Origin of the sequence: Streptomyces sp. GD-15H (assembly GCF_045291515.1) — a bacterium.
In the GTDB taxonomy this organism is placed as follows: Bacteria; Actinomycetota; Actinomycetes; order Streptomycetales; family Streptomycetaceae; genus Streptomyces.
This window is the reverse complement of record NZ_CP149447.1, coordinates 4,061,792-4,087,643: the sequence shown is the minus strand read 5'-3', so window position 1 is coordinate 4,087,643 and position 25,852 is coordinate 4,061,792. Positions and strand designations below refer to the sequence as shown.

The following is a 25,852-nucleotide window of genomic DNA, read 5'->3' as shown; positions in this document are numbered from 1 at the left end:
CCCGAAAGAAGATCACAACACTACCTACGCACGAACAATCGGGGTACCTAACAAAGCCCTACGAGGAACGTGACGACCGGTCCCGTAGGACGGCAGTCAGTGCGTGAATGCTTTGCGGAGCTGTTCCGCCGCGTCCACCAGTACCTCGGTGCGTTTGCAGAAGGCGAAGCGGATGTACGGGGCGCCGGCCTCCCTGTGGTCGTAGAAGACCGAGGTGGGGATGGCGACGACGCCGGCGCGTTCCGGCAGGGCGAGGCAGAAGGCTTCGCCGTCGGTCTCGCCCAGGGGACGGATGTCGGCGGTGATGAAGTACGTGCCCGCCGGCCGGAACACCCCGAAGCCCGCCTCCGTCAGGCCCGCCGCCAGCAGGTCCCGCTTGGCCCGCAGGTCCGCGCGGAACGCGGTGTAGTACGACTCCGGCAGCGCGAGTGCCTCGGCGATCGCGTACTGGAACGGGCCCGCGGAGACGTAGGTCAGGTACTGCTTGGCCGAGCGGACCGCCGTCACCAGGTCGGGCGGTCCCGTCACCCAGCCGACTCGTCGTTCGTACGCCTATTCGCGTGCCACGCGGCAAGCCCCATGACGACGGAGCTGTGGCGGCTGCGGAGCCTGTCCAGCTGATCTCACAGTTGTACCGCCGGGCTCGATGACACGGCGCTGTCCGCCGTATCCTGACCCCACACGGGAAGGAGCCGTCCATGAGCGTCGACGCGATCATGCACACCGAGTTCCCCGAGGGGTACACGGTCCTGTTCGGAGCTGACGGAAAGGTGATCATGACTCCGCAAAGCTTCGAGCACTCCAGCACGATCAAGTCGATGCAGTACGACACGGTCGTGTCCCTCGGACGCCACGCGAAGACCGCCTCGGACGTCTACATCGACTTCCCCGCCGACGAGAACTCCGCCCCCGATCTGACGATCCTCCGCGAGGATGCCCGCCGGGAGGGAAAGCGCTACAGCTTCGAGGACGTCCTGCTGATCTCCGAGGTCGTCTCGACCTCCTCCGCACGCAAGGACTACGACGACTGCACCGCGAAGTACGGCCGCTACGGCATCCCCGTCTACCTGATCGTGGACCCCTACGCCCAGGAAGTTGTCCTCCACACTCAGCCGACCGCCACCGGTTACATCGCGGCACACACCCACAAGTACGGGACGGGCAAGCTCCCCATCCCCCTGGCCGACGGCCGCACCTTCACCCTCGACCTCGACGAACTCCCGCGCCCGGAGCCCGAGGCGGACGCCCGCTGACGACGGACTCCGGTGCGCCGGGCCCGTGCCGTTGGCACCGCTGCCATCGGACGTGGTCGTTCCTGGTCCGGGCAGCCGGCTGGGCCCCGACCTTTCGTCGATCGGGGTCGGCCAGGGAAGCGGACCGTTCTGTGCCGCGAGTCCGTACGGCGAAGTCCGGTTCGGGGCAAGGAAGTTCGAAGCCGCGTGTGCTGCGGGCGCCAACCGCCACGCAGTGCCGTTGAGGCAGCGGGCCGCTCGTCCTCGGCCGGGTTTGTCGGCCCCGGTTCGGCGATAGCGTGGTACGGCAAGGACTGCTGCGGACAGGCTGGACGAATTTCATGCGGATGCGGATCGAACCCGAGGCCGATGAGGACTTCGAGGCGGCGTGTGGACTGCTGGTCGACCGGCTGGTCCGGTGGGCCGGGGAGCAGGGCCTGCCGGTGGACGCTTTCCTGGCCGAGGCGACGCTGGAGTACCGGCACCGGGCGACTGTCGATGGCCGACTCGGGTGGTGGGAGCCGCGGCACGTGGAAGAGCTGCTCCTCTCCTGGCTTCCCCGGCAGGTCACCGAACTCCCCGGGGAGGAACGCGGCGACGCCCCGGGCACACTGCGCACACTGCTGCGCTATCTGCACGCCATGCAGTTGGCGGACCCGCGCGGCCCCGTACTTGAGGACTCCCTCGCCGCGGTCGACGCGGCTGCGGAACAGTACCCGGTGGCGATGGCGGACCGCACCCGCTGGGGCCTGGCGAAGTACTGGATGACGACAGCCGCCGAGCAGGGCGTGGACATCCGGGACGGGGCGGCGTTGCAGCGCTTCGCGGACCGGGCACAGCGCGGGGAGGTCGCCTACGATCAGCAGACCCTCGACGCGATCATGGAGCAACGGCTGACCGGCCGCGCGCCGTCCGGTTCGGCCCGGGCCGAACCACAGCTGCCCGTGACGCTCCCCACGGACAACGAATTGCGACGACGGGCCGAGGTGTCGGCGATCGTGTCGCAGTTGCGCGGGCTCGCCCAGTGGGCGGGGCGCGACGGCCGGGCGGTGACGGGAACGGGACGGCTGCGGATGGCGGATGCCCGCGAGCTGGTGGATGCGCTGAGCACCGGCGACAAGACCGAGGGCGTGCGATCTTCGGCCGACCTGCCGCGGCTGGGGCTGCTGGTGGAGTGGGCGAAGAAGGCGCGGCTGGTCCGGGTGGCCAAGGGGCGGTTGTACGCGGTGGCCAGGGCCCGGCCGGTGCTGGCCGACCCGCTTCAGCTGTGGTTGCGCGCCTTCGACGCGTGCTTCGAGCTGCGGCAGGCCCTGATCGGGGCGCGCAGCGGCTGGCACGTCGAGTCGATGCTGTTCGATGCGTACGAGGACGTGCTGGAGGATGTGCTGAACACGCTCTACAGCCTGCCGTACCCGATGCCCTGGCCGCGGCTGCGCGACTCCGTGCACCTGGCCTACCGGGCCCGCTTCCAGCTGGACAGCGGATCGGACCTCCGGCACCGGATGTGGTTCGAGCACGCCGACCGGGACCTGCGCACGGTACTCGCCATGCTGGACGACCTGGGGGCGATCAAGCGTGACCACGGGATGGCCGACCCGGTGTTCCTGGACGTCGATCTCTCCGAGGCTGGACCCGAACTGCCCGCGGACATGCCGCCGGAGCTTGCGGAACTGCTGGGTGTTGCGGGGGCGGCAGCGGATCCGGCGCCGCAGGAGCGCGCCGATGCCCGGCGTGAAGAGCTGACGGCAGGGCCGGTGGAGCTCATCCGTCTCACCGAACTGGGCACCCGGGCCGTACGGCAGCGGCTGCTGGCGGCCGGCCGGGACGCACCGCTGGTCGGTGAGCTGGCTCAGGTACCGGCGGCCGGTCTGCTGGGGGCGCTGGCCGAGGACTACGACCCGGATACCGCCAGCACGGAGCTGGCCGGCTGGCTTTCGGCCCGCGGGGAGCGGGATGCCGCTCTGCAGCAACTGACGGACGCTGTAGGGACCATGGCCTTCCGCGCACGTGCGCAGGCGATGCTCGACGTACTGCAGGTGGCGTTGCCGGACGGCGAGGGCGAGCGACTGCTGCGCACGCTGCGGCGAGACACACAGCTGGCGCCGTTGGCGCTGAACGCACTGGCTCAGCGTGAACTGCTGCCCCCCGAGGACATGACCGATGCCGAGTATCTGCTGGTGCTCGCCGAGAGCCTGCTTCAGCTTGTGGAGCTGGCGGGCGGCCGGGACGGCGCCGAGGAGGCGCTGCGCACCCAGGGCTCCCAGGCCAGGGAGGCGGTTGCCGCCGCACTGGACTCCGCGCACCCGGACCGGGCCGGACTCGAAGAGCTCAGGCAGCTGGCGGCCCGGGCACTGGGTACCCACGGCGCCCGCGTCGGTCGCGCCCGGAAGGCTCGGCGCTCCTCAGGCAAGAGCGGCCGCAAGCGGCGCCGCTGACCGGGCAACACCGTCTGCCCCCCAGGCGCCGGGTGCGCTGGCACTGGCACGGAGCCGGGCGGAGGGAAACCGATGGGTCCCGGCGTCGTACGTCCTCGGTGGCGCGCTACCGTCGGGGTCGTGGTTGAGGGATGGGGCGAGGACGGGCTGCGGGCCCTGCGTGGCGCGCTCCACGCGCAGGACGGAGTGGCGTTGCTTGCGGCGTTGCGTCGTGGACCCGTGCGTGAGGTGTTGCAGCTGGCCGGCGATGGTGTGGCCGGGGCCGCGGCGCAGGGCCTGCCGGGGGCTGCGGAGATGGCGGCCTTGTTTCTCGGCGCGCTCCAGGAGCGCGGCTTCCGGGGCGATGGGGAGCTGGCGGACCGGTTGCGCGCGGCCACGGGAGACGCGGCGATCCCCCTCCTGCGCCCGCTCGCGGTCGATCTGGAGATGCTCGCCATGCTGCTGGAGGGCGACCCGGCCGAGTCCGGTGGCCGGATCGATCTGACCACCGGGGAGTGCTGGCCTGCCTTCACCGATGAGCTGGGGCCTGGGCCCGGGGCCGAGGAGGACGACGATTCCGAGCGATGGCTGTACGTGCCGGCTCTGGGGTCCCGGGCCGGGTACCGGGACATGGAGCTGTTCATCGAAGAGGTCGAGGACGCCGCCCTTGCCGACAGGCTGCGGATCGCCATCGGTGGGCGGGGCGTCTTCCGGCGCTTCAAGGACGTCCTCGCTGGTGACGAGCGCTCCTGGAGCCGGTACCACCGGTTCTGCGATGAGCGGCAGCGCGGCCGGGCCCGCGCCTGGCTGGCCGAGGAGGGCTACTGCCCGCACATCACCTTCTTCGTAGAGCCCAGCTCGGGTTCGTATCCTTCGGGGCCGGTATGACTCTTTGCTGCCCCTGTCCTGCATGATCCGGGGGCGCTGTCACCGGGCCTGGCGTCGCCGGTTGATCGCTGAGGGAAGTGTGTCCGCCGACAGGCGGGCTGCGTGATACGACTGCCGATCACCGGCGTCCCGGTCGACCAGGCGGCAGTCGAGTGCGGGTGCGCGGCGGCTCGGAGCAACCAGGCCGTGTGGCCGGTACATTTGCTGGTACGGCTGTGGCTGTCAGGCAGCCAGCGTCTTGAGTCGGGAGGCCGCCTCCTCCAGTACGCCTGTCCGCTTGCAGAACGCGAAGCGAACAAAGGGTGCGCCCTGCTCACGGTGGTCGTAGAAGACCGCGTTGGGGATCGCGACCACCCCGCAGCGCTCCGGCAGCGCACGGCAGAAGGTGAAACCGTCGTTCTCACCAAGGGGCCGGATGTCGGTGGTGATGAAGTACGTGCCGGCCGGGCGGAAGACCTTGAAGCCCGCCCGCTCCAGGCCGCCCGCGAGCAGGTCCCGTTTGGCCAGCATGTTCGCGCGGAAGTCCGCGAAGTAGGAGTCGGGCAGGCGCAGGGCCTCGGCCACGGCGTATTGGAAGGGCCCGGAGGCGACATACGTCAGGAACTGCTTGGCCGAGCGGACGGCGGCGACGAGATCGGGGGCGCCGGTAACCCAGCCGACCTTCCAGCCGGTGAACGAGTACGTCTTGCCCGCGCTGGAGATGGTCACCGTGCGCTCCCGCATGCCCGGGAAGGTCGCCAGCGGTACGTGTTCGGCGTCGCCGAAGACCAGGTGCTCGTACACCTCGTCCGTGACCACCAGCAGGTCGCGCTCCACCGCCAGCGTGGCGATCGCGGACAGTTCCTCGCGGGTGAGGACGGTGCCGGTCGGGTTGTGCGGGGTGTTGATCAGCAGCAGGCGGGTGCGGTCGGTGACGGCGTCGCGCAGCTCGTCGAGGTCGAGGCGGAAACGGCCCTCGCGTGGGCGCAGGGTGACCGGCACGCGCGTGGCGCCCGCCATGGCGATACAGGCCGCGTACGAGTCGTAGTACGGCTCCAGGGCGATCACCTCGTCGCCGGTTTCCAGCAGGGCGAGCAGCGCGGCGGCGATCGCCTCGGTGGCGCCGGCGGTGACCAGGACCTCCGTGTCGGGGTCGAGGGACAGGCCGTAGTGGCGCTGCTGGTGCGCGGCAACGGCGGTGCGCAGCTCGGGGACGCCGGGGCCGGGCGGGTACTGATTGCCCCGGCCGTCCCGCAGCGCCCGCACCGCCGCCTCCCTGATCTCCTCGGGGCCGTCGGTGTCGGGGAAGCCCTGGCCGAGGTTGAGGGAGCCGGTCCGCAGGGCCAGGGCGGACATCTCCGCGAAGATCGTGGTCCCGAACTCGGCGAGCCGGCGGTTCAGGAAGGGGCGCGCGCTGGAGGTCATGCCGGTCATCCTGCGCCGAACCTCTGGACTTCCTCAACTCTGCTTTGGGTCGTGCGGGCAGCGGGCATCTCCCGTCCACACACGTGAGCGAGGCACCCACGGGGGGTCGCTTCGGGGGATTCACGGGGACGAAAGGACGGTGGCGCCATGGTCATCGGCATCACCTTGGTTCTGCTCTTCGCGCTGGTCTTCGTGCTGTACAAGGCGCTCGTGGTGGCCCCGGCGCGCCATCCCGGCCGCCGGGTGGGGGCGTCCAGGCAGCGGCGCGGCAGTTGGTGGGCCGGCGAGGCAGGGGGAAGTTCCGGCGGGGCGTCCTGCGGAAGTGACTCGTCCTCCGGCGGATCGTCGTGCGGGGGCGGGTCGTCGTGCGGGGGCGGCGGCGGATGCGGCGGAGGCAGCTGACGGGGGCCCGCCTCCGTGCCGGGGTGACGCGTCCGCGACGGTGGGGTCCGCGCCCGGGGCGGGCCCACCGTGCGGTGCACCCGCGTATGCGCCAGGTGTGCGCCAGGAGTGCGCCGGGTTGAACAGGTGACCTGGAGAGCCCCCGAGGGGATGGAAAGCCCACGAAGTTGGGTAAAAACGCTGTGGCGGCACGGCAGTTCGTGATTCCCTCTGAATCACCAACACAGCCCTCGGACTCCCTGCGGACCTCATTTCCGACCGGCCGACCGGGCTGACGGGCCGAACCCCCCGGGTGCGACCGGGGTGCGACCGCCCCCATATCTCCCTCTCCCGCCCCTCTCCTTGTGCGTTTGCGGAGCCGACCCATGCTCACGACTCTGACCACCTCCTACACCGACACGCGCGCGGCCGACCTCGCCTGGGCCCTGGGGCGCGAGCCACTTCCCGCGCTGGCCACGCTCGATCTCGAACTGACCGGGGCCAAGGTCCAGTTGAGGCTCCTCGGCGCGTCCCACCAGGTGCTGCTGGAAGAGGAGCGGGGCGTCTGTTCGGAGACGGTGGCGTGCATTCCGGGCAGCAGTACGCCCCTTCCGCTGGGGGTCGCCAAACGGGTGGGCGACTGGGAGTACGAATTCGCCGCCCACGTGGAGATGCTCTCCCCGGGTTCCTTCGGGGGCCGCGCACAGGAGTTGCTCGCCCTGGTCTCCGACCATCCGCACGGTCTCGCCGGGGTGTTCCCCGGGAGCCCGCACGCGTTCACCGCGATGCTCGCCCAGCGCCACGAGAACCAGGTCCACTGGCGGACCTGGCACGCCTACCCCCAGGACGGCCAGTTGGTGGTGACCCGTACGAGGGTGGGCGTACGGGTGAAGGCAGCCGTCTGAGGGGCTCTCGGGAGAGGTTCTGGGGGGCTCTGGGAAAAGGCTCTGGAAGGGCCCTGGGGGCCCTGGGAGGGCTCTGGAGCGTGCCCGCGCGGAGGTTCCCACTGGTACCGGAACCGGTCAGGGATAAACAGACACCACACGTGTGGGTGACGGTCCGCGCCGGAGGCGTAACGTAACGTCGCAGGGGTGATCGAAGCGCAGGCCCCCGCCCCGTCCCGCTCCGCACAACCCCGGGACAGGCCGGGCGGCAACGGCGGCGACGACAGCAGCCCCCCGGGCAGCTCGCTGAGGCTGCCGGTGCGGCAGGGCACCGGCCGGTTCCTGGTCCTCGCGGGCGTGTTCGTCTGTGCGGCCTGCGGACTCGTGTACGAACTCGAACTCCTCGCGCTCGCCTCGTACCTGATGGGGGACTCGGTCACCCAGGCGTCCGTCGTGCTGTCCGTCATGGTCTTCGCCATGGGGATCGGCTCGCTGGCCGCCAAGCGGCTGCGCCTGGCACGCGGCGGCCGGTTTCGGCGCCGTCGAGGCCGCGCTCGCCCTGGTCGGCGGGTGCAGCGCGATGGCCCTGTACGCCGTCTTCGCCTGGACCGGAGCCTGGGGCGGTCCGTGGACCCACGGACCGCATGTTCTGCTGGTCGCCTTCTCCCTCGCCGTCGGCCTGCTGATCGGGGCCGAGGTGCCGCTGCTGATGGAGCTGATCCAGCGGATCCGCCGCCAGGACGCGGGCGGCGCGGTGGCCGACCTGTTCGCCGCGGACTACGTCGGCGCTCTCGTCGGTGGGCTCGCCTTCCCCTTCCTCCTCCTGCCGTTCCTGGGCCAGTTGACGGGGACGCTGATCACCGGCGCGGTCAACACGGTGGTCGGCGGCGCGCTGGTGCTCGGACTCTTCCGGCAGGATCTGACCCGCCGTGCACGTCGGCTGCTGGTGGTCGCCAACCTCTGCGTGCTGGCCGTCCTCGCCTCGGCCGTTCTTTTCGTCGACGACTTCGAACGGGCCGCCCGCCACGCCATGTACGGCTCGGACGTCCGGGTTGCCCTGCAGACCGACGTGCAGGAAGTGGTGCTCACCGGCGGCCTCGGCGGCCGCCCCCTGGGCCTGTTCCTCGACGGCCGCCTGCGGGTCGGCAACCGGGACGAACTCCGCTACCACGAGGCGCTGACCCACCCCGCGATGACCGGTCCGCACGCGCGTGTGCTCGTCCTCGGCGGCGGCGACGGACTGGCCGCCCGCGAGGTGCTGCGCCACCGGGGCGTGCGGCGGGTCGACGTCGTCGAACTCGACGCGGGCGTCGTGCGGCTGGCCCGCCACGACCCGGCCCTGTCCGCGCTGAACGACCACGCCCTCGACGACCCGCGCGTACGCGTCAGCACCGCGGACGCCTTCGACTGGCTGCGCCGGGCGCCCCCGGCGGCGTACGACGTGGTGGTCTCCGACCTGCCGCACCCGGAGGTCACCGAGAGCACCAAGCTGTACTCGCAGGAGTTCTACGGCCTGGCCCGGCGCGTCCTGGCGCCCGGCGGACGGCTCGTGGTGCACGCCGGGCCGGTGGCGTCCCGCCCCCGGGCGTTCTGGACGGTGGAGTCGACGGTCCGCTCGGCCGGCTTCCGCACCAGCCCGTACAGCAGGGGCGACCGGGGCTTCGTCCTGGCCGCCCGCACGGTCCCCGAGCTGCGCCTGGACCCGTCCGGCCCCCGCCCGCGCACCCTCACCGACAGCTCCCTCGCGGCCGGTGCGCGAGCCGCCGCACGCACCCGTGTTCCCGGCCTTCCCCCGTCGACGCTGCTGCATCCCAGGTACGCCCGCTGAGCCGGCTCACATCCCGACGTACCGCCCTTTCGCGCCGACGGGGATACAGCCCGGCTTCGCCATGGGTAGGCTCCGCAGTCATGGAGCACGAGGTGTTCGTTCCGGTTCCGGTGGAGCGGCTCAGGGAGGCGCTGGACGACCCCGCACGGGTCGCCCGCGCGGTGCCGGGGCTCCAGCACGACGCCGGTGCGGATCCGATCGCCGGCCGGCTGAAGCTCCGCATCGGCAGCCACTCCCTCACCTACCGGGGCTCCGTGCGGGTGTCCCGGCGCCAGGACGGTTCCTACGCCGTCGAGGGCGACGCCGTCGAGACGCGCGGTACCGGCGCGGTGAGACTGGCGCTGCGGCTGCGCCCGCTGGCCACGGAGGGCGGCGCCACGCTCACCGTCGACGGCACGGCGACGGCCGACGGCCGGGTCACGGAGCTGCCGGCGGACGCGGTGGCATCGGCGCTGACCCGTCTACTGAACCGTTTCGCGGAGAACCTGGGAGCGACAGCGGGGGAGCCCCCCGCGGACGCGGCGCGTGCTGACGCGGCGCCCGCGGACGAGTCTCCCGCGCAGGAACCCCCCGCCCCCGAGCCGGCCTCCGTCTTCGACACGGAGATCCCCCTGCCGTCCCTCGACCCCGAGGCCCAGGAGGAGGCCGGGGACGATGTGGCCGACGTGGACGACACCGACCTCACAGACGACGTGTATGAGGTCGACGACATCGGCGACGCCGACGACGCCGTCGCCGAGGCGGCGCACGCGCGGCGCACGATGATCGGCCGCAGCGCCGAGGAGGTGGACCACGCCCCGCCCCGGGGCCGTTACGCCCCCGTCCCCGCCCCGCAGACCGTCGCCGCGGCCACCTCCCTGCGCTGGGCCGTTCCGGCGGCCGCCCTGGCGGTGGCCTCGGCGATCGTCGCCGTGCGGGCACTGCGCAGACACCGCTGAACCCCGCCCCGGCGGACCCCGGGGCGCGCGGGCCCGGCCCGAACCGCGGAAAGCCTCTTGAACACCCCAGTAGGGTCGTCCCGTGAGTAACAAGGACATCACTCTGACCGCGGGCGACGCGGAGGTCACCGTGCGGCCGGGGAACGGCGGGCGGGTCTCGGGACTGCGGGTCGGGGACGTCGAACTGCTGCGCCAGGGCGACCGCTACGGGTGCTTCCCGATGGTTCCCTGGTGCGGGCGGATCCGGGACGGCCGGTTCTGGAACGGCGCCACCGTCCACCAGATGCCGTTGAACGCCCCGCCGAACGCCATCCACGGCACCGTCCGTGACACCGCCTGGCGCACCGCCCGCGCGAGCGCCCACGAGGCCGTGCTCACGTACGACCTCGTGGAGCCGTGGCCGTACTCCGGGCGGGTGACGCAGGTGATCACGCTCGGCGCGGACTCCCTGACCCTGGCCATGGCCGTCGAGACGTACGAGTCCTCCTTCCCGGCGCAGATCGGCTGGCACCCGTGGTTCAACCGCGTCCTCGGCACCGCGGACACGGCGGACGCCGCGGACACGGCGGACGCCGCGGACACGGCGGGTGTGCGCATCGACTTCACGCCCGCGTGGCAGGAGGAGCGCGGCGACGACCACCTGCCCACCGGCAACCGTGTCGATCCCCGGCCCGGCCCCTGGGACGACTGCTTCGGCATGCCGGGCGGCGTCGACGTCACCCTCACCTGGCCGGGGCGGCTGGAGCTGAAGGTGACCAGCCGCGAGGAGTGGGTGGTGGTCTACGACGAGCAGCGCGAGGCCGTCTGCGTGGAGCCGCAGACCGGGCCGCCCGACGGGCTGAACACCCACCCGCGCCTGGTCACCCCGCTGGAGCCGTTGGAGGCCGCGACCACCTGGACCTGGCGCAGGCCCTGAGGCCGTCTACCCTGGCTGCCATGAGTGACGTACGCGGCGCGCTGCTGCAGCAGATCAAGGACAAGGCCGTGGTGCACGGCAAAGTGACCCTCTCCTCGGGTCTCGAGGCCGACTACTACGTCGATCTGCGCCGCGTCACCCTGGACGGCGAGGCCGCCCCGCTGGTCGGCCAGGTGCTGCTGGACCTCACCGCCGGGCTGGAGTTCGACGCGGTCGGCGGCCTCACCATGGGCGCCGACCCGGTGGCCGCCGCCATGCTGCACGCCGCCGCCGCGCGCGGCCGGAGGCTGGACGCCTTCGTGGTCCGCAAGGCGGCCAAGGCGCACGGTCTGCAGCGGCGTGTGGAGGGCCCGGACATCCGGGGCCGCCGGGTCCTGGTCGTCGAGGACACCTCCACCACCGGCGGCTCTCCGCTCGCCGCCGTCGAGGCCGTGCGTGAGGCCGGCGGCGAGGTCGTGGCCGTCGCGACCATCGTCGATCGGGCGACCGGCGCCGCCGAGAAGATCCAGGAGGGCGCCGGGGTGCCGTACCTGTTCGCTTTCGGCAAGGACCAGCTCGGCCTGGACTGAGGTCGCGATCGACGTCTCGGCCGACGTCTCGGCCGGAGTTTCGGCCGACGTCTCGACCTGCGTCTCGGCCGGAGTTTCGGCCGATCGGCCGGTTCTCCGCCCGACATCACCCGACATAACGACTTGACCTGCACCGTCGACCAGCCGGACAAGTCTGGGAAGATGGGGCCGACAACGACGTCGCATCCAAGGTTCCAGGTCAGGGCCGACAGCACCCAGTACGCCACACCGCACGCATAAGGAGCGGACAGATGCCCATCGCAACTCCCGAGGCCTACAACGAGATGCTGGACCGGGCGAAGGCAGGAAAGTTCGCCTACCCGGCCATCAACGTCACCTCGTCCCAGACTCTGCACGCGGCACTGCGCGGCTTCGCCGAGGCGGAGAGTGACGGCATCGTCCAGATCTCCACGGGCGGCGCCGAGTTCCTGGGCGGCCAGCACAAGAAGGAGATGGTGACCGGCGCGGTCGCCCTGGCCGAGTTCGCGCACATCGTCGCCGAGAAGTACGACGTCAACATCGCCCTGCACACGGACCACTGCCCGAAGGACAAGCTCGACGGGTACGTCCGTCCGCTGCTCGCCGTCTCGGAGGAGCGCGTCAAGGCCGGGCGCAACCCGCTGTTCCAGTCCCACATGTGGGACGGCTCCGCCGAGACGCTCGCCGACAACCTGAGCATCGCCCAGGAGCTGCTGGAGCGCGCCCGCGCCACGAAGATCATCCTCGAGGTCGAGATCACCCCGACCGGCGGCGAGGAGGACGGCGTCTCGCACGAGATCAACGACTCCCTCTACACCACGGTCGACGACGCGATCCGTACGGCGGAGGCGCTCGGCCTCGGCGAGAAGGGCCGCTACCTGCTGGCCGCGTCCTTCGGCAACGTGCACGGTGTGTACAAGCCGGGCAACGTCGTCCTCCGTCCCGAGCTGCTGAAGGAGCTCAACGAGGGCACCGCCGCCAAGTACGGCAAGCCGGCCGGCTCGCAGCCGTTCGACTTCGTCTTCCACGGCGGCTCGGGCTCCTCGGCCGAGGAGATCCTCACCGCGCTGGAGAACGGCGTCGTGAAGATGAACATCGACACGGACACGCAGTACGCCTTCACGCGTCCGGTCGCCGACCACATGTTCAAGAACTACGACGGTGTCCTGAAGGTCGACGGCGAGGTCGGCTCCAAGAAGACCTACGACCCGCGCACCTGGGGCAAGCTGGCCGAGGCGTCGATGTCCGCCCGCGTCCTCGAGGCCTGCCAGAACCTGCGCTCCACGGGCACCAGGATCAAGTAGTCGCTCGTACGAGTGCGTCGGGCCCGGCGCACATGGTGCCGGGCCTGACCCGCTTCCGTATGCTCCCTGCATGGCCGATGTCCGGCTGGCCTCCCCGCAGGGCAAGTGGATTCTGCTCACCACGGTGCTCGGTTCCAGCATGGCCCTGCTGGACTCCACCGTCGTCAACGTCGCCCTCCCGCGCATCGGCCGCGACCTCGACGCGGATCTCGCCGCCCTGCAGTGGACGGTCAACGCGTACCTGGTCACGCTGGCCGGGCTGATCCTGCTGGGCGGGGCGCTGGGTGACCGGTTCGGCCGCCGGAAGGTGTTCGTCGTCGGGGTGCTGTGGTTCGCGACGGCCTCCCTGCTGTGCGGTCTCGCCCCGAACGCCGGTGCGCTGATCGCCGCCCGCGCCCTGCAGGGCGTCGGCGGCGCACTGCTCACGCCCGGCTCGCTCGCCCTGATCCAGGCGTCCTTCCACCCCAACGACCGGGGCCGGGCGGTGGGCCTGTGGTCCGGCTTCGGCGGGATCGGCGCGGCGGTCGGCCCGTTCCTCGGCGGCTGGCTGGTGGACGGGCCGGGCTGGCGCTGGGTGTTCCTGATCAACGTGCCGCCGGCCGTGCTGTGCGCCCCGATCGCCGTACGCCACGTCCCGGAGTCGGACGGCGGGCAGCAGGCCACCGGCCGCTTCGACGTGCTCGGCGCGGTCCTCGGCGCGCTCGCCCTCGCCCTGGTGACGTACGCGCTGATCGAGGCCGATGAGGGCGCCCTCGTGGTCGCCGTCGCCGGGGTCGCCGGACTGGCCGCCGCCGTCGCCTTCGTGGCCGTCGAGAAACACCGCGAGTATCCGATGATGCCGCTGGACATCTTCGCCTCCCGCCAGTTCACGGCGGTCAACGTCGTCACGCTGTGCGTGTACGCGGCCTTCGGCGGCTTCTTCTTCCTCGCCGCGCTCCAGCTCCAGGTCGCCGTCGGCTGGTCCGCGCTCGCCGCCGGTACGGCCCTGCTGCCCACGACCGCGATGATGCTGCTGCTCTCGGCCCGCTCCGGCGAACTCGGCGACCGCATCGGGCCGCGCATCCCGCTCACCGTCGGACCGCTGCTGTGTGCCGCCGGGATGCTGCTGATGACGCGGGTGGGTCCGGGAGCCTCGTATGTGACCGATGTGCTGCCGGCGCTGCTGGTGCTGGGCCTCGGCATGGTCACCCTGGTGGCGCCGCTGACCGCGACCGTCCTCGCCGCCGTGGACACCGCGCGGGCGGGCCTGGCCAGCGGCATCAACAACGCGGCGGCCCGCGCGGCCGGTCTGGTGGCGGTGGCCGCGCTGCCGCTGCTGGTCGGGATGGGGCCGGAGGCGTACCGGCTGCCGGACGCCTTCGACGACGCGTTCCGGCGGGCGATGGTGCTGTGCGCCGGGGTCCTGGTGGTGGGCTCGGCCCTCGCCTTCGCGACCGTACGGCGTCCCGCGCCGGGCTGTCGGCGTCCCGAATGCCGCATCCACGGCAGCGTGGCCGTACCTCCACTGGAAGCCGAGACCGAGACCCAGGCCGAGCCCGAGATGGGGCGGAAAGGTGGTGTTTCACGTGAAACACCACCGCCGCCTGGGCCCCGGGAGTCCGGAACCTAGGCCCGCTTCAGCTCCTCGTACGCCTCGGCGCTGCTGTCCTGGAGGAACTGGCGGCACCGCTCCGCCTCGTCCTTCTCGTCGATCGCCTCGGCGGCGCGGGCGAGGGCGGCGAGGCAGCGCAGGAAACCGCGGTTGGCGCGGTGGCTCCACGGGACGGGGCCGTGGCCCTTCCAGCCGGCCCGGCGCAGCGCGTCGAGCCCCCGGTGGTAACCCGTTCGGGCGTATGCGTACGACTCCACCACTCGCCCCGCCTCGAAGGCGTCATCGGCGAGCATGGCCCAGGCCAGCGAGAACGTCGGGAACTTCGCCACCACCTCGGCGGGCGGCAGGGAGTCCTCGGCGAGCAGGCGGTACGCCTCCTCGTTCTCCGGCAGATGTGTCGGGTCCGGGCCGCCGAGCAGGTTCTTCTGAGTGGTCATGACGCCAGTCTGCCACCTACGGCGAGCCGTCATCCCGGGGCCGTGCGGTGGAGACGGGCGCGTCCAGGGCTGTGGAGAGCGGCGCGTCCAGGGCGGTGGCGACCGACGTGTCCGAGGCGGTCGGCGCGGGCGGGTCCAGGGTGACGGCGAAGAGGGCCGCGTCGTCCTGCAGACGTCCCTCGGTGTGCCGGAAGACGGCGTCGAGGACGGTGCCGAGGACCGTGTCCGGATCGGGCGGGAGTGGCCGGGAGAGCACCGGAACGGGGTCGAAGAAGACACCGTCCGCGTCGCGGGCTTCGTTGATGCCGTCGGTGTACAGCACCAGCGTGGCCTCGGAGGGCAGGTCGAACAGGTCGACCGGGACCTCGTCGCCGCCGAGCATGCCCAGGCCCAGCGGCAGCGCCGGTGTGGTCGGTTCCAGCGGGAGCACCTTGCCGTCGTGGACCAGCAGGGGCGCCGAGTGGCCCCGGTTGGCGACGCGGAGCACGGAGTGGTCGGGAGGCAGCTCCGCGATGACGGCCGTGGTGAACGACTCCGCCTCCTCTCCACTCGACCGGCTGATGATCTCCTGCATCCGGTCCTCCAGTTGCCGGACGACGCCCGGCAGATCCGGTCGGTGGTAGCTGGCCTCGTGGAACGATCCGAGCAGGACGTTGACCGTACGGATCGCCTCGAGCCCCTTGCCGCGGACATCGGCGATGAGCATCCGGATGCCGTGCGAAGTCTCCTTGATCGCGAAGAAGTCCCCTCCGATGGCCGCCTCCCTGTGGGCGACCTCGTACCGGGTGGCCACGGCCAGCCGTCCCACCCGGTCGGGCAGCTCCGGGAGCACCGCACGCTGCAGCACCGCCGCCACCTCGCGGCTCGTTCTCAACTCCGCCCGGTCGCGGGCCAGCAGCACGTTGAGGAGCGCTGCGACGACGGTGAGAATGACCAGGCTGGTGAACGGGACGAGCTCGTCGTCGGTCGGCTCTCTTCTCAGGAGCACGAGGCCGAGTCCCACGAGGTTCGCCGCCACGCCGGTGGCGACCGTCCCGCGCAGGGAAAGAAGTGGCGCGGCCACCACCGGGGCGGCCACGAGCAAGGGGAACGTGTTGAGGCTCCCCCGGGTGAAGAAGCTGAGGACGAGCGCGGCCGCGATGATCGCGGCGGGCAGCCCACGCAGCCGCCGCTCCCTTTCCGTCGGCTCCTTGCGGCCGCCCGACTCCCTGTGGCCGTTCGACTCCTTGTGACCGTTACGCATTCCGCGGCCCATGACCCGATCGTCTCAGGGAATCGGGCCCCCGGCAGGCCCGGCAGGCCCGGCAGGCCCGGCGCGGGGTTCGCACCGGGCAGACCTTGCGGTCGTGGGGACCATTACGGAGGATGCACCGTGGGGACCGGGGCCCCCGTGTCGGTAACGGCAGGGGCGGACCGCTACCCGGAGTACATTTCAGGAGACAGCGATGTCCCACGAGGCTTTTGAGCCGGAGACCCCGCATCTCGACTTCGAGGGCACGACCCCCTACGAGGACTACGTCAGGGCCGATGTCCTCACCCACCTCCAGCACACCCTCTCCGACGATCCCGGAGAGATGGTCTTCCTGGTCACGACCCAGGTGATGGAGCTGTGGTTCACCGTCATCGTGCACGAGTGGGAGACGGCGGCGAACGCGCTGCGGGGCGACGACGTACCGACCGCGATCGACGCGCTGAAGCGGTCCGTGCGGGAACTGGAGGCGCTGAACGCCTCCTGGAAGCCGCTCGGACAGCTCACCCCCGCGCAGTTCAACGCCTACCGCGGTGCGCTCGGCGAGGGCTCCGGCTTCCAGTCGGCGATGTACCGGCGTCTGGAGTTCCTGCTCGGCGAAAAGTCCGCGTCCATGCTGGTTCCGCACCGGGGTGCGCCGCGGGCGCACGCCGAGCTGGAGAAGGTGCTGCACGAGCCGAGCCTGTACGACGAGGTGCTGCGGCTGCTCGCGCGGCGCGGGCACCCCGTCCCCGACGAGGTCCTGAGCCGCGACGTGGCCCGGCGGTACGAGCCGTCGCCGCAGGTGGAGGCCGTCTGGGCGGCCGTCTACTCGGGTGACGAACGGGACGAGACCGCCCGGCTGGGCGAGGCGCTGACCGATGTCGCCGAACTGGTGTGGCGCTGGCGCAACGACCACCTGGTCGCCACCCGCCGCGCGATGGGCGCCAAGGCGGGCACGGGAGGCTCCGCCGGGGTGGCCTGGCTGGAGAAGCGGGCGCGGAAGAACGTGTTCCCCGAGCTGTGGACGGCGCGATCCCATGTCTGAGCTGGAGCTGAAGGCGGAGAAGTTGGACGCGGCCGACGAACTGGCCGTCAAGCGCGCCGAATTCGTGCGGGAGGAGGGCGACGGCGCGGTCTACCTCGACGGCAACTCGCTGGGCGCGCTGCCCGTCGCCGTCCCCGGCCGGATCGAGGACGTGGTCCGCCGGGAGTGGGGCGAGCTGCGCATCCGGTCCTGGACAGAGAGCGGCTGGTGGACGGCGCCCGAGCGGATCGGCGACCGCATCGCGCCGCTGGTCGGGGCGGCGGCCGGGCAGATCGTGGTCGGCGACTCGACAAGCGTCAACGTGTTCAAGGCGCTGGTGGCCGCCGTGCGGATGGCGCGGCTGACGGACCCGGGGCGGAACGAGATCGTGGTCGACGCGACCACGTTCCCCACGGACGGCTACATCGCCGAGTCGGCGGCCCGGATGACCGGCTGCACGCTGCGCCCGGCGATCCCGTCCGAGGTTCCGGGCGTGCTCGGCACCCGTACGGCCGCCGTGCTGTTCAACCACGTCGACTACCGCACCGGCCGGCTGCACGACCTGCCCATGCTCACGGCCGCCGCGCACCTGGTGGGGGCGTACGTCGTCTGGGACCTGTGCCACAGCGCGGGCGCGCTGCCGGTCGGGCTGGACGCGCACGGCGTGGACCTGGCGGTCGGCTGCACCTACAAGTACCTGAACGGCGGACCCGGTTCACCGGCGTTCCTCTACGTGCGCGAGGACCTGCAGGACCTCTTCGACTCCCCGCTGCCCGGCTGGAACTCCCACGCGGAGCCCTTCGGGATGCGCCCGGACTACGAACCGGCGCCGGGCGCGCCGCGCGGGCGGGTCGGCACCCCGGACATCCTCTCCATGCTCGCCCTGGAGGCGGCGCTGGAGGTCTGGGACGACGTCACGGTCGAGGCGGTGCGAGCCAAGTCCCTCGCGCTGACGGACTTCTTCCTGGAGTGCGTCGAGGCGTACGCCCCCGAGGGCCGGGTCGAGTGCGTGACCCCGCGTGCGCACCGGGAGCGGGGCAGCCAGATCGCCCTGCGCTGCCAGGGCGCCGGTGACGTGATGGAGCGGCTGATCGGGCGCGGGGTCGTCGGCGACTTCCGCCGACCGGACGTGCTCCGCTTCGGCTTCGCCCCGCTGTACGTCGGCTTCGCGGACGTGGAGCGGGCGGCCCGGGTACTGGCCGATGTCCTGGCGGAGGTCTCGACGGAGGTCTCGGCGGGGACCGGGGCGTAGGCGGCGGGCCGGCCGGGGCGGTGTCCGCGCGGTGCGGGCGCGGGGCGGATGTCGGTGCGGGAGGTGTGCTGCCGACTGCTGCCGCCCCCGCTCCGCAGGACGTTCACCGAGCGTGATATCCCCATGTCCATGCCTGTCATCGGGCTGATACCGTCCCGGCCAACGGCCGAAGTCTTCTCTCGTCCGCCAAGTACGTTTCATCGCTGAGAGGTTGGAGAATGACGGACGACTCCGCAGCCGCCCGGGCCGCCGCCGAGGAGGAGTCGGCCTTCTCCCATCCGCCCGTCGAACCCGACACCACCGCGGCCTACGGCGACGACCCGGAGCAGGTGGTCGACTTCTACGCCCCACGGGCTGCGGACGGGACCGGCGGGGGCCCCGCCCCCTGGTCGTCGTGCTGCACGGCGGTGCCTGGCGCGCACCCTACGACCGGCGGCACATCAGCCCGTTCGCCGGTTTCCTGGCCCGCCGGGGCTTCGCCGTGGCCAACGTCGAGTACCGGCGCGGTGCCGGGCCGAGGCAGGCGGGGACCCGGTCGCGGGCCGGTGGCCCGCCACCTTCGACGATGTCTGTGCCGCGCTGGACGCGCTGCCCGAGCTGGCCCGGCGGCACCTGCCGGCGGCCGACCCGCGCCGCATGGTGCTCACCGGCCACTCGGCCGGCGGACATCTGGCGCTGTGGGCCGCCGCCCGGCACGTCCTGCCCACCGCCGCCCCCTGGCGCACCGACCGTCCCGCCCCGCTGCGCGGGGTCGTCGCGCTCGCCCCGATCGCCGACTTCGCGATCGCCGACAAGCTGGACGTCTGCGGCGGCGCGGCACGCCAACTCCTCGGCGGTGACGAGGGGTTCGTGGAGCGCCGGCCGTACGCGGACCCGGCGCTGCTGCTGCCCACCGGTATCGCCACGGTCCTCGTCCAGGGCCGGGGCGACATCGACGTCCCGCAGGTGGTCGCCGAGTCGTACGCGGAAGCGGCGGCGAAGGCCGGTGAGGTGGTCGGGCTGACGCTGCTGGAGGACGCCGGTCACTTCCCGCTGATCGACCCGGCGGCGGACGCGTGCGCGGTGGTGGCGGAGGAGATCGCCCAACTCGCCTGGTGAACTGGGCAACCGGGTGCCCGGTCGGGTCCGTCGCGCTGTCCGGTGCCGCCTCGTAGTACTTGAGACGGATGCCCCAGGACCCCTCTCACCGGGGACGACGTCGGTCCCCCGGTCGGCCTAACGTGTGACCGTGACCGAGACGACCCGCCCGAGCCCCGCGGCCTCGCCGCCCGGGGACGGGGCCAAGACCCGCAGCCCGGAGTACCGGCTGGCCCAGAACGCCCTGCGCGGGCTGCGCCAGGACCTGATCCACCACGCGTTCGACTATCGCCCGCTCCCGCGCCGCGAGACGAACGGCCGCCTGGTGCGGTTGCTGCCCGGCCGCCTGCGGGAGTACGCGGGCTGGGCACCGCACGCCCTGATCGTCGCGATCGCCCTCCTGGCGTTCGGCGTCTCCGACGGCCCCTTCGGCGTGATCCTCGGTCTGCTCGCCGGGGTCCCGATCCTGATGACCCTCGTCCGGCCGGTCGGCGCGTTCTGGCTGTCCATGGGGGCCACCGCCGTCTCCACCCTGTTCGGCAACACCTGGGGCGACTGGCCGTGGCCAGGCTCCTTCGTCTGCCACCTCACGGTGCTGACCGTCGTCGCACTGCGCACCAGGCCCCGCACCACCGCCTGGATGTGGGCGCTCACGGCGCTGTACGGGGGCCTGGCCGAGATCCTGCTCGGCCCGGTCGATCCGTACTATCACGGCACCAACACCGCCCCCATGCTGGTCTACTCCGCGCTGATCCTGCTGTGCGTGGCCGTCTGGCACATTCGCCGGACGGCCGAGCAGGAGGTGACCGCCCAGCAGACGGTCACCGCGCACGAACGCTCCCGGCGCACGCTCCTGGAGGAGCGCACCACCATCGCCCGCGAGCTGCACGACGTGGTCGCGCACCACATGTCGGTCGTCGCCATCCAGGCCGAGGCCGCGCCCTACCGGGTGGAGAACCCGCCGCCCGAGCTGGAGCGCGCCTTCGCCACCATCCGCGAGAACGCGGTGGCCGCCCTCACCGAACTGCGCCGGGTCCTCGGCGTGGTCCGCGCCGAGGACTACGAGGCCCCCGACGCCCCGCAGCCCACCCTCGCCGACCTGGACGCCCTGCTCGCCAATGTGCGGGACACCGGTCTGGACGTGGAGAAGGTGGTGACCGGGGCGGTGCGCGAGCTGCCGCAGGGCGTGGAGCTGTCGGCGTACCGGATCGTGCAGGAGGCGCTGAGCAACAGCCTGCGGCACGCGCCGGGGGCGAGCGCCCGGGTCGAGATCGGGTACGTCCTCGGCGGCCTCGGCCTCCGCGTGGTCAACGACCCGGCGCCCGCGCCGAACCTGGTGAAACCCTCGCCCGGCGCGGGACACGGCGTCACCGGCATGCGCGAGCGGGTCGGCATGCTGAACGGCGAGATGACGGCCGGCCCGACCGACGACGGCGGCTACGAGGTCGCGGTGTTCCTGCCGGTCGCCTCGGCGAACGAGGGAGAGGCATGAGCGACGGCGACCACGCCATCCGCGTCCTGATCGCGGACGACCAGATGATGGTGCGCGAGGGTTTCTCGGTCCTGCTGAACGCGATGCCGGGCATCGAGGTCGTCGGCGAGGCCGTCAACGGCCGGGAGGCGGTGGACCGGGTCCGCGAACTCGCCCCCGACGTTGTCCTGATGGACATCCGCATGCCCGAGCTGAACGGCATCGAGGCGACCCGCGAGATCGTCGCCGCCGACGGCGCCGCGAAGGTGCTGGTGCTGACCACCTTCGACCTCGACGAGTACGTCTACCAGGCGCTGCGCGCGGGCGCCTCCGGCTTCCTCCTCAAGGACGCCTCGGCCCGCCAACTCGCCGACGGGGTAAGGGTGGTCGCGTCCGGAGAGGCGCTGCTCGCCCCCACGGTGACCAAACGTCTGATCACCGAGTTCTCCAAGCTGTCCGAGGCGCCGCGGCTGATACCGGCCGCGCAGGCGGCGTACGGCGACCTGACCGAGCGGGAGACCGAGGTACTGGTACTCATCGCGCAGGGCCTGTCGAACGCGGAGATCGCCGGACGGCTGGTGGTCGCCGAGTCGACGATCAAGACCCACGTGAGCCGCATCCTGGTGAAACTCGGCCTCCGGGACCGCACCCAGGCAGCCGTCTTCGCCTACGAGGCGCGGCTGGTGACACCGGGCTGACCGGATAGCTCGCACCACACGTACTTGCCCCGGTTGCCGAACCTGGAGAGCGGCTGCCAGCCCCACAGGTTGGAGCAGGCCCTGACCAGGGCAAGCCCTCGGCCGTCCTCATCGGTGACGCTGCCGGCCAACCCCGCAGGAGCGGGCGGAGGTTCGGGATCCGCGTCCCACGCACCGATCCGCAGCACGCCGGCCGACCAGCGCACCCGCAGCGCGGCAGGCCCCTTGGTGTGCAGCACGGCGTTGCTGATCAGCTCCGTTGCCAGCAGTTCGGCGACGTCGACGAGGCGGATCAGGCCGTGCATCGTGAGGATCAGACGGAGGGTGCGGCGACTGATGGTGACGGCGCGGAGGTCGTTCGGGATGTACAGGGAGTACTCCCAAGGCTCGTCTTCGGGCATGCGTCGACTCCGTTCGGTGAGGTGAGGGGGCGTCGCAGCCACCGGGCGGTGTCATTGCCGCAGCCGTCATGACAGGACGGAGCGGTGCGCTTCCGGTACCCCGGTGTTTCGCAGCGTGTGCGTCGCGTCACTGACGGTACGGCAATAATTATCGCCACTGCAACCGGTTGTCGTAGTCTGACACCCGAATGAGGAGCGCCAACAGGGGTGTTGAGGAGGACGGATGCCGCCGAGAAGTCATGCCACCGGGCGACAGGTGCGTCTGGGTGCCGAGCTGCGACGTCTGCGCGAGGCGGCTGGACTGAAGGCGCGCGAGGTAGCCGGGTTGCTGAATTCGACCTCGGCTCAGATCAGCCAGATGGAGTTGGGCTTCGCCGGTGTCAGCGAAGAACGGGTGCGGCGGCTCGCGGCTCACTATGCCTGCACGGACGAGGCGTTGATCGATGCGCTCGTGGCCATGGCGACCGACCGGACGCGCGGTTGGTGGGAGGAGTACCGGGGAGTACTGCCGCCGGTGTTCCAGGACACCGCCGAAGTCGAGCACCATGCGATGTTCCTGCGAGAGGTCGTGATCACGCACGTTCCAGGGCTGCTGCAGACCGCCGACTACGCACGCGCGCTCTATACGTACGTGCATCCCGGCCTGCCCGATAGCGAGTTGGCCCCTCGGGTGGAACACCGGATGAAGCGACGTGTTGTGATCGCAGGCGACAACGCGACCTCGTACGAGACGCTGATCCACGAGTGCGCTCTTCGGGTCCGCGTGGCCGGGCGCAGTGTTTCCCGCGCTCAACTCCAGCAGATCCTGGACCGAATCGAGCAGGGCCAGGCCAAGGTGAGGGTCATCCCGTTCGATCAGGACGGCTTTGGTGGCGCCGGGATCTCGATGATGTACGCGGGTGGTCCGGTGCCTCAATTGGACACTGGTCTGCGGGATGCCCCCACCGGAGTCGCCTTCATCGATGCGGACGCACAACTGAAGCAACTTCGAACGCTGTTTCTTAGAATGCGGGACGCGTCGCTGGCTCCCACCGCGTCGCGGGACTTCATCCACCGCTTGTCGAAGGAACTGTGAGGCGAGACATGACTGAGGCCATGCGTTGGCGTAAGTCCACTTACTCGGGCGGCGGCGACGGCGACACCTGCGTCGAGATCGCGGAGGCGCACCCCCGCATAGCCATCCGCGACTCCAAGGCCCCCGCCCGCGCCGTCCTCTCCGTCCCCGCCCTCTCCTTCGCCGCCTTCATCGAGCACGTGAAGCGTCACCCCTGACCGAGGGCGTGACCCCACCCGGTCAGTGGCCTCCTCGGTCAAGGAAGGCGGAGGACTCGCCGACTGCGTCTGCTCGCCCCGCTGGGTTCCGCACGCGGCCACAGCCATCGCGACAAGGGCAACTGCAGCTGCTGCGGCTGATCGTCTGCTGAACATGGCCAGAGTTTCCTGCCTCGTACGGCAAACGCCATGAGCGCGGGTGCGCATCCGGCCAAGGTGCTGTTCGGTCCCGCGCCCGCCCGCAGGTCGCAAGGGGGCAGACCCTGCCGGTCTCCCACATCGCCGTCAGGGGAAGCCGCTTTCGATGGGGGCTCTGGGCACAGGGCCGGTCGGCGTCCTATGGTCCGGGCATGACGGCTGAACCCGACCTCGCGTTCGACCCCTGAAACCCGGCGTTCGTCGCCGATCCGTATCCCGGCTATGCCGAGCTGCGGGAACGGGGGCGGGTGCACTGGTTCGAGCCGACGAACCAGTGGCTGGTGCCGCACCACGCGGACGTCTCGGCGCTGCTGCGCGACCGGCGGCTGGGGCGGACGTACCAGCACCGCTTCACGCACGAGGAGTTCGGCCGGACGGCGCCGCCGCCCGAGCACGAGCCGTTCCACACCCTCAACGACCACGGGATGCTCGACCTGGAGCCGCCGGACCACACCCGGATCCGGCGCCTGGTGTCGAAGGCGTTCACCCCGCGCACGGTGGAGCGGCTGAAGCCGTACGTCGAAGGGCTGGCGGCGGACCTGGTGGCCGCGCTGGTCGACGCCGGCGGCGGTGACCTGCTGCGGGACGTGGCCGAACCGCTCCCGGTCGCGGTGATCGCCGAGATGCTGGGCATCCCGGAGTCCGACCGGGCCCCGCTGCGCCCCTGGTCGGCGGACATCTGCGGGATGTACGAGCTGAATCCGTCGGAGGGGTCGGCGGTGAAGGCCGTCAGGGCCTCGGTCGAGTTCTCGGACTATCTCCGGGAGCTGATCGCCGAGCGTCGCGCGAAGCCGGGCGACGATCTGGTCTCTGGGCTGATCGCGGCCCACGACGAGGACGACGACCGGCTCACCGAGCAGGAGATGATCTCCACCTGCGTGCTGCTGCTGAACGCGGGCCACGAGGCGACGGTGAACTCCACGGTCAACGGCTGGTGGGCGCTGTTCCGGAACCCGGACCAGCTGGCCGCCCTCCGCGCGGACCACTCCCTGGTCCCCACGGCAGTGGAGGAGCTGATGCGCTACGACACCCCGCTCCAGCTGTTCGAACGCTGGGTCCTGGACGACATCGAGATCGACGGCACGGTGATCCCCCGGGGCGCGGAGATCGCCATGCTCTTCGGCTCCGCCAACCACGACCCGGCCTTCTTCACCGACCCTGGGCACCTGGACCTCACCCGTGCGGACAACCCGCACATCTCCTTCAGCGCCGGTATCCACTACTGCATCGGCGCACCCCTGGCCCGTATCGAGCTCGCGGCGTCCATGAGGGCGTTGCTGGAGCAGGCCCCGGCGCTGCGCCTGGCGGAGGAGCCGAAGCGCAAGCCGAACTTCGTGATCAGGGGGCTGGAAGGGCTGGCGGTCGAGGTCTGAGTCCGCCGTCCCGGGCCGCGTCACCTCTGGGAGGGCGGGGTACCGGGCCCGTTCCACGAACGGGACCTCAGCTTCGCTTTTTACTTCCAGGGCAAACCGCCCCTGGAAGTAAAAAGCGAAGTTCAGAGGTCGCGCGGACAGGCGGCTGCTGGGGCCGGTGGGCAGACGGGACAGGCACAGGTTCCGTGATCACGGAGTGGCAACGCTCTGTGACCATCGGAGGGGCCTGTGCCTGCGCTGCCATCAGGGCGCTGGGAGTGGGACAACGAGGCCGTTCGGCCTCCGGGATCAAACCGCCCGGCCTGCGGAAGAGCCGACCTTCGTCACACCGCTGAGGCGGCTGCTCCTTGCAGGGCGGCCGCCACACCGTGCGTCATCGGGTCACCGTGCCCGAAGACCGCGGTGTCGACCTCCAGCTTGGCAAGCCGGTGCAGCGACTGGATGGCCCGGGCGCGGTCGGTGTTGAAGACCCCCAGCATGGTCCGGCCGACATTGGCGACCGCGTCGCCGGTGAACAGTACCCTCGGCCCGGGCAGGTGGAGCGCGATCGACCCGTCCGTGTGCCCGGGCACCGCGACCACCACCGCCCCGCCGCCGAACTCCAGGACATCGCCGTCCTCCACCTCCCGATCCACCCGGCACGGTGGGGCCGGCGGCAGCGGCGGAAGAGCCGCCCGGATCGGTACCTCGAACTCCTCCAGTACTGGTGGCGCCCCGGCCGCCTCGCCCCGGATCACCGGCGCCTCCAGCCGATGAGCCATCACCTCCGCGCCGTGCCGGGCGGCGAGTTCGGCGGCCGAGCCCGTATGGTCCTCGTGCCAGTGCGTCAGCACGAGCCGCCGCAGTTCGCCGTCCAGTACTTCCTCGATCCGCGCCGCGCAGTCCGCCGTCCCGGTGTCGATCAGGGTCAGCTCGTCGTCGTCCCGCCACAGATAGGCCGCCCCCACCGGGAAGCGGAGCATGCGTAGCCTCGGCAGTACCTCGATCACATCCATGCCCCCCAGCCTGCACGGTCGCCCCGGCGGCCGTGTCTGCGTTCGCTGACGGCTCACCAGGTGTGCGGGATACGATCAAGCCCGCCAACGCGTGT

General features: G+C 71.5%; 20 protein-coding genes and 4 pseudogenes. 18 read left to right on the top strand and 6 right to left on the bottom strand.

Going from position 1 to position 25,852, the window contains the following annotated elements; all coding sequences use genetic code 11:
* Nucleotides 1-96 precede the first annotated feature (96 nt).
* A pseudogene (locus WJ438_RS19095) lies at nt 97-540 on the bottom strand (aminotransferase class I/II-fold pyridoxal phosphate-dependent enzyme); the annotation flags it as partial.
* A gap of 158 nt (nt 541-698) precedes the next feature.
* On the opposite strand from WJ438_RS19095, the gene WJ438_RS19090 reads away from it, so the two are divergent.
* The 3 genes from WJ438_RS19090 (at nt 699) to WJ438_RS19080 (ending at nt 4,534) form a co-directional block, all read left to right on the top strand.
* Nucleotides 699-1,253 (top strand): Uma2 family endonuclease, encoded by a 555-nt coding sequence (locus WJ438_RS19090; protein WP_406726329.1) that lies wholly within the window; start codon nt 699-701, stop codon nt 1,251-1,253.
* A gap of 320 nt (nt 1,254-1,573) precedes the next feature.
* Entirely contained in the window at nt 1,574-3,667 is a 2,094-nt protein-coding gene (locus WJ438_RS19085) for a hypothetical protein (RefSeq protein WP_406726328.1), read from the top strand.
* 120 nt (nt 3,668-3,787) lie between these two features.
* Nucleotides 3,788-4,534, top strand: coding sequence for a UPF0158 family protein (locus tag WJ438_RS19080; protein WP_399805718.1), 747 nt, complete (start codon nt 3,788-3,790; stop codon nt 4,532-4,534).
* A gap of 222 nt (nt 4,535-4,756) precedes the next feature.
* Here WJ438_RS19080 and WJ438_RS19075 read toward each other — a convergent pair whose 3' ends face one another.
* Complete coding sequence (locus WJ438_RS19075) at nt 4,757-5,947, bottom strand: pyridoxal phosphate-dependent aminotransferase (RefSeq protein ID WP_406726327.1); 1,191 nt, start codon at nt 5,945-5,947, stop codon at nt 4,757-4,759.
* A gap of 758 nt (nt 5,948-6,705) precedes the next feature.
* Between WJ438_RS19075 and WJ438_RS19070 the strand changes: the two genes are divergently transcribed.
* The 7 genes and pseudogenes from WJ438_RS19070 (at nt 6,706) to WJ438_RS19040 (ending at nt 14,346) form a co-directional block, all read left to right on the top strand.
* Entirely contained in the window at nt 6,706-7,224 is a 519-nt protein-coding gene (locus WJ438_RS19070) for a DUF2617 family protein (protein WP_406726326.1), read from the top strand.
* A 186-nt stretch (nt 7,225-7,410) separates the two neighbouring features.
* A pseudogene (locus WJ438_RS19065) lies at nt 7,411-9,031 on the top strand (polyamine aminopropyltransferase).
* A gap of 80 nt (nt 9,032-9,111) precedes the next feature.
* Nucleotides 9,112-9,969 (top strand): SRPBCC domain-containing protein, encoded by an 858-nt coding sequence (locus tag WJ438_RS19060; protein WP_406726325.1) that lies wholly within the window; start codon nt 9,112-9,114, stop codon nt 9,967-9,969.
* Between the two features lie 82 nt (nt 9,970-10,051).
* Nucleotides 10,052-10,885: an aldose 1-epimerase gene (locus tag WJ438_RS19055; protein ID WP_406726324.1), complete on the top strand. Its 834-nt coding sequence runs from the start codon at nt 10,052-10,054 to the stop codon at nt 10,883-10,885.
* 20 nt (nt 10,886-10,905) lie between these two features.
* On the top strand, nt 10,906-11,454 hold the full coding sequence (gene pyrE, locus WJ438_RS19050; protein ID WP_406726323.1) for an orotate phosphoribosyltransferase: 549 nt from the start codon (nt 10,906-10,908) through the stop codon (nt 11,452-11,454).
* 251 nt (nt 11,455-11,705) lie between these two features.
* Entirely contained in the window at nt 11,706-12,737 is a 1,032-nt protein-coding gene (fbaA, locus tag WJ438_RS19045; RefSeq protein ID WP_406726322.1) for a class II fructose-bisphosphate aldolase, read from the top strand.
* 70 nt (nt 12,738-12,807) lie between these two features.
* The gene (locus tag WJ438_RS19040) at nt 12,808-14,346 is read left to right on the top strand and encodes an MFS transporter (protein WP_406726321.1); all 1,539 of its coding nucleotides are present in this window, start codon (nt 12,808-12,810) and stop codon (nt 14,344-14,346) included.
* Here the strand turns inward: WJ438_RS19040 and WJ438_RS19035 are convergent.
* Entirely contained in the window at nt 14,343-14,765 is a 423-nt protein-coding gene (locus WJ438_RS19035) for a DUF3151 domain-containing protein (RefSeq protein ID WP_406726320.1), read from the bottom strand. The two genes, WJ438_RS19040 and WJ438_RS19035, sit on opposite strands and share 4 nt — an antisense overlap.
* A gap of 16 nt (nt 14,766-14,781) precedes the next feature.
* Nucleotides 14,782-16,020, bottom strand: a complete 1,239-nt coding sequence (locus WJ438_RS19030) for a PP2C family protein-serine/threonine phosphatase (RefSeq protein WP_406726319.1) — start codon at nt 16,018-16,020, stop codon at nt 14,782-14,784.
* A gap of 190 nt (nt 16,021-16,210) precedes the next feature.
* Between WJ438_RS19030 and WJ438_RS19025 the strand changes: the two genes are divergently transcribed.
* The 5 genes and pseudogenes from WJ438_RS19025 (at nt 16,211) to WJ438_RS19005 (ending at nt 21,518) form a co-directional block, all read left to right on the top strand.
* On the top strand, nt 16,211-17,041 hold the full coding sequence (locus WJ438_RS19025; protein ID WP_406726318.1) for a tryptophan 2,3-dioxygenase family protein: 831 nt from the start codon (nt 16,211-16,213) through the stop codon (nt 17,039-17,041).
* Nucleotides 17,034-18,272, top strand: coding sequence for a kynureninase (gene kynU / locus WJ438_RS19020; RefSeq protein ID WP_406726317.1), 1,239 nt, complete (start codon nt 17,034-17,036; stop codon nt 18,270-18,272). The genes WJ438_RS19025 and kynU overlap by 8 nt, the downstream gene beginning before the upstream one ends.
* Before the next feature lie 218 nt (nt 18,273-18,490).
* Nucleotides 18,491-19,370: pseudogene (locus WJ438_RS19015) on the top strand (alpha/beta hydrolase).
* Nucleotides 19,371-19,500: 130 nt separating this feature from the next.
* Nucleotides 19,501-20,841, top strand: a complete 1,341-nt coding sequence (locus WJ438_RS19010) for a sensor histidine kinase (protein ID WP_406726316.1) — start codon at nt 19,501-19,503, stop codon at nt 20,839-20,841.
* The gene (locus WJ438_RS19005; RefSeq protein WP_406726315.1) at nt 20,838-21,518 is read left to right on the top strand and encodes a response regulator; all 681 of its coding nucleotides are present in this window, start codon (nt 20,838-20,840) and stop codon (nt 21,516-21,518) included. Before WJ438_RS19010 ends, WJ438_RS19005 begins: the two co-directional genes overlap by 4 nt.
* Here WJ438_RS19005 and WJ438_RS19000 read toward each other — a convergent pair.
* Complete coding sequence (locus tag WJ438_RS19000; RefSeq protein ID WP_406726314.1) at nt 21,488-21,919, bottom strand: ATP-binding protein; 432 nt, start codon at nt 21,917-21,919, stop codon at nt 21,488-21,490. The two genes, WJ438_RS19005 and WJ438_RS19000, sit on opposite strands and share 31 nt — an antisense overlap.
* A 223-nt stretch (nt 21,920-22,142) precedes the next feature.
* On the opposite strand from WJ438_RS19000, the gene WJ438_RS18995 reads away from it, so the two are divergent.
* From WJ438_RS18995 to WJ438_RS18985, 3 genes and pseudogenes are all read left to right on the top strand, one after another.
* Complete coding sequence (locus tag WJ438_RS18995; protein WP_406726313.1) at nt 22,143-22,994, top strand: helix-turn-helix domain-containing protein; 852 nt, start codon at nt 22,143-22,145, stop codon at nt 22,992-22,994.
* 8 nt (nt 22,995-23,002) lie between these two features.
* Nucleotides 23,003-23,191, top strand: a complete 189-nt coding sequence (locus tag WJ438_RS18990) for a DUF397 domain-containing protein (RefSeq protein ID WP_406726312.1) — start codon at nt 23,003-23,005, stop codon at nt 23,189-23,191.
* A gap of 350 nt (nt 23,192-23,541) precedes the next feature.
* Nucleotides 23,542-24,762, top strand: a pseudogene (locus tag WJ438_RS18985) (cytochrome P450).
* A gap of 323 nt (nt 24,763-25,085) precedes the next feature.
* On the opposite strand, the gene WJ438_RS18980 reads toward WJ438_RS18985, so the two are convergent.
* Entirely contained in the window at nt 25,086-25,757 is a 672-nt protein-coding gene (locus tag WJ438_RS18980; protein WP_406726311.1) for an MBL fold metallo-hydrolase, read from the bottom strand.
* Nucleotides 25,758-25,852 lie beyond the last annotated feature (95 nt).

Excerpts from the sequence above, each read along its gene's own strand:
- WJ438_RS19090 (WP_406726329.1), top strand. The coding sequence starts at position 699 with ATGAGCGTCGACGCGATCATGCACACCGAGTTCCCCGAGGGGTACACG.
- WJ438_RS19085 (WP_406726328.1), top strand. The coding sequence starts at position 1,574 with ATGCGGATGCGGATCGAACCCGAGGCCGATGAGGACTTCGAGGCGGCG.
- WJ438_RS19075 (WP_406726327.1), bottom strand. The coding sequence starts at position 5,947 with ATGACCGGCATGACCTCCAGCGCGCGCCCCTTCCTGAACCGCCGGCTC.
- WJ438_RS19070 (WP_406726326.1), top strand. The coding sequence starts at position 6,706 with ATGCTCACGACTCTGACCACCTCCTACACCGACACGCGCGCGGCCGAC.
- WJ438_RS19060 (WP_406726325.1), top strand. The coding sequence starts at position 9,112 with ATGGAGCACGAGGTGTTCGTTCCGGTTCCGGTGGAGCGGCTCAGGGAG.
- pyrE (WP_406726323.1), top strand. The coding sequence starts at position 10,906 with ATGAGTGACGTACGCGGCGCGCTGCTGCAGCAGATCAAGGACAAGGCC.
- fbaA (WP_406726322.1), top strand. The coding sequence starts at position 11,706 with ATGCCCATCGCAACTCCCGAGGCCTACAACGAGATGCTGGACCGGGCG.
- WJ438_RS19040 (WP_406726321.1), top strand. The coding sequence starts at position 12,808 with ATGGCCGATGTCCGGCTGGCCTCCCCGCAGGGCAAGTGGATTCTGCTC.
- WJ438_RS19035 (WP_406726320.1), bottom strand. The coding sequence starts at position 14,765 with ATGACCACTCAGAAGAACCTGCTCGGCGGCCCGGACCCGACACATCTG.
- WJ438_RS19030 (WP_406726319.1), bottom strand. The coding sequence starts at position 16,020 with ATGGGCCGCGGAATGCGTAACGGTCACAAGGAGTCGAACGGCCACAGG.
- WJ438_RS19025 (WP_406726318.1), top strand. The coding sequence starts at position 16,211 with ATGTCCCACGAGGCTTTTGAGCCGGAGACCCCGCATCTCGACTTCGAG.
- kynU (WP_406726317.1), top strand. The coding sequence starts at position 17,034 with ATGTCTGAGCTGGAGCTGAAGGCGGAGAAGTTGGACGCGGCCGACGAA.
- WJ438_RS19005 (WP_406726315.1), top strand. The coding sequence starts at position 20,838 with ATGAGCGACGGCGACCACGCCATCCGCGTCCTGATCGCGGACGACCAG.
- WJ438_RS19000 (WP_406726314.1), bottom strand. The coding sequence starts at position 21,919 with ATGCCCGAAGACGAGCCTTGGGAGTACTCCCTGTACATCCCGAACGAC.
- WJ438_RS18995 (WP_406726313.1), top strand. The coding sequence starts at position 22,143 with ATGCCGCCGAGAAGTCATGCCACCGGGCGACAGGTGCGTCTGGGTGCC.
- WJ438_RS18990 (WP_406726312.1), top strand. The coding sequence starts at position 23,003 with ATGACTGAGGCCATGCGTTGGCGTAAGTCCACTTACTCGGGCGGCGGC.
- WJ438_RS18980 (WP_406726311.1), bottom strand. The coding sequence starts at position 25,757 with ATGGATGTGATCGAGGTACTGCCGAGGCTACGCATGCTCCGCTTCCCG.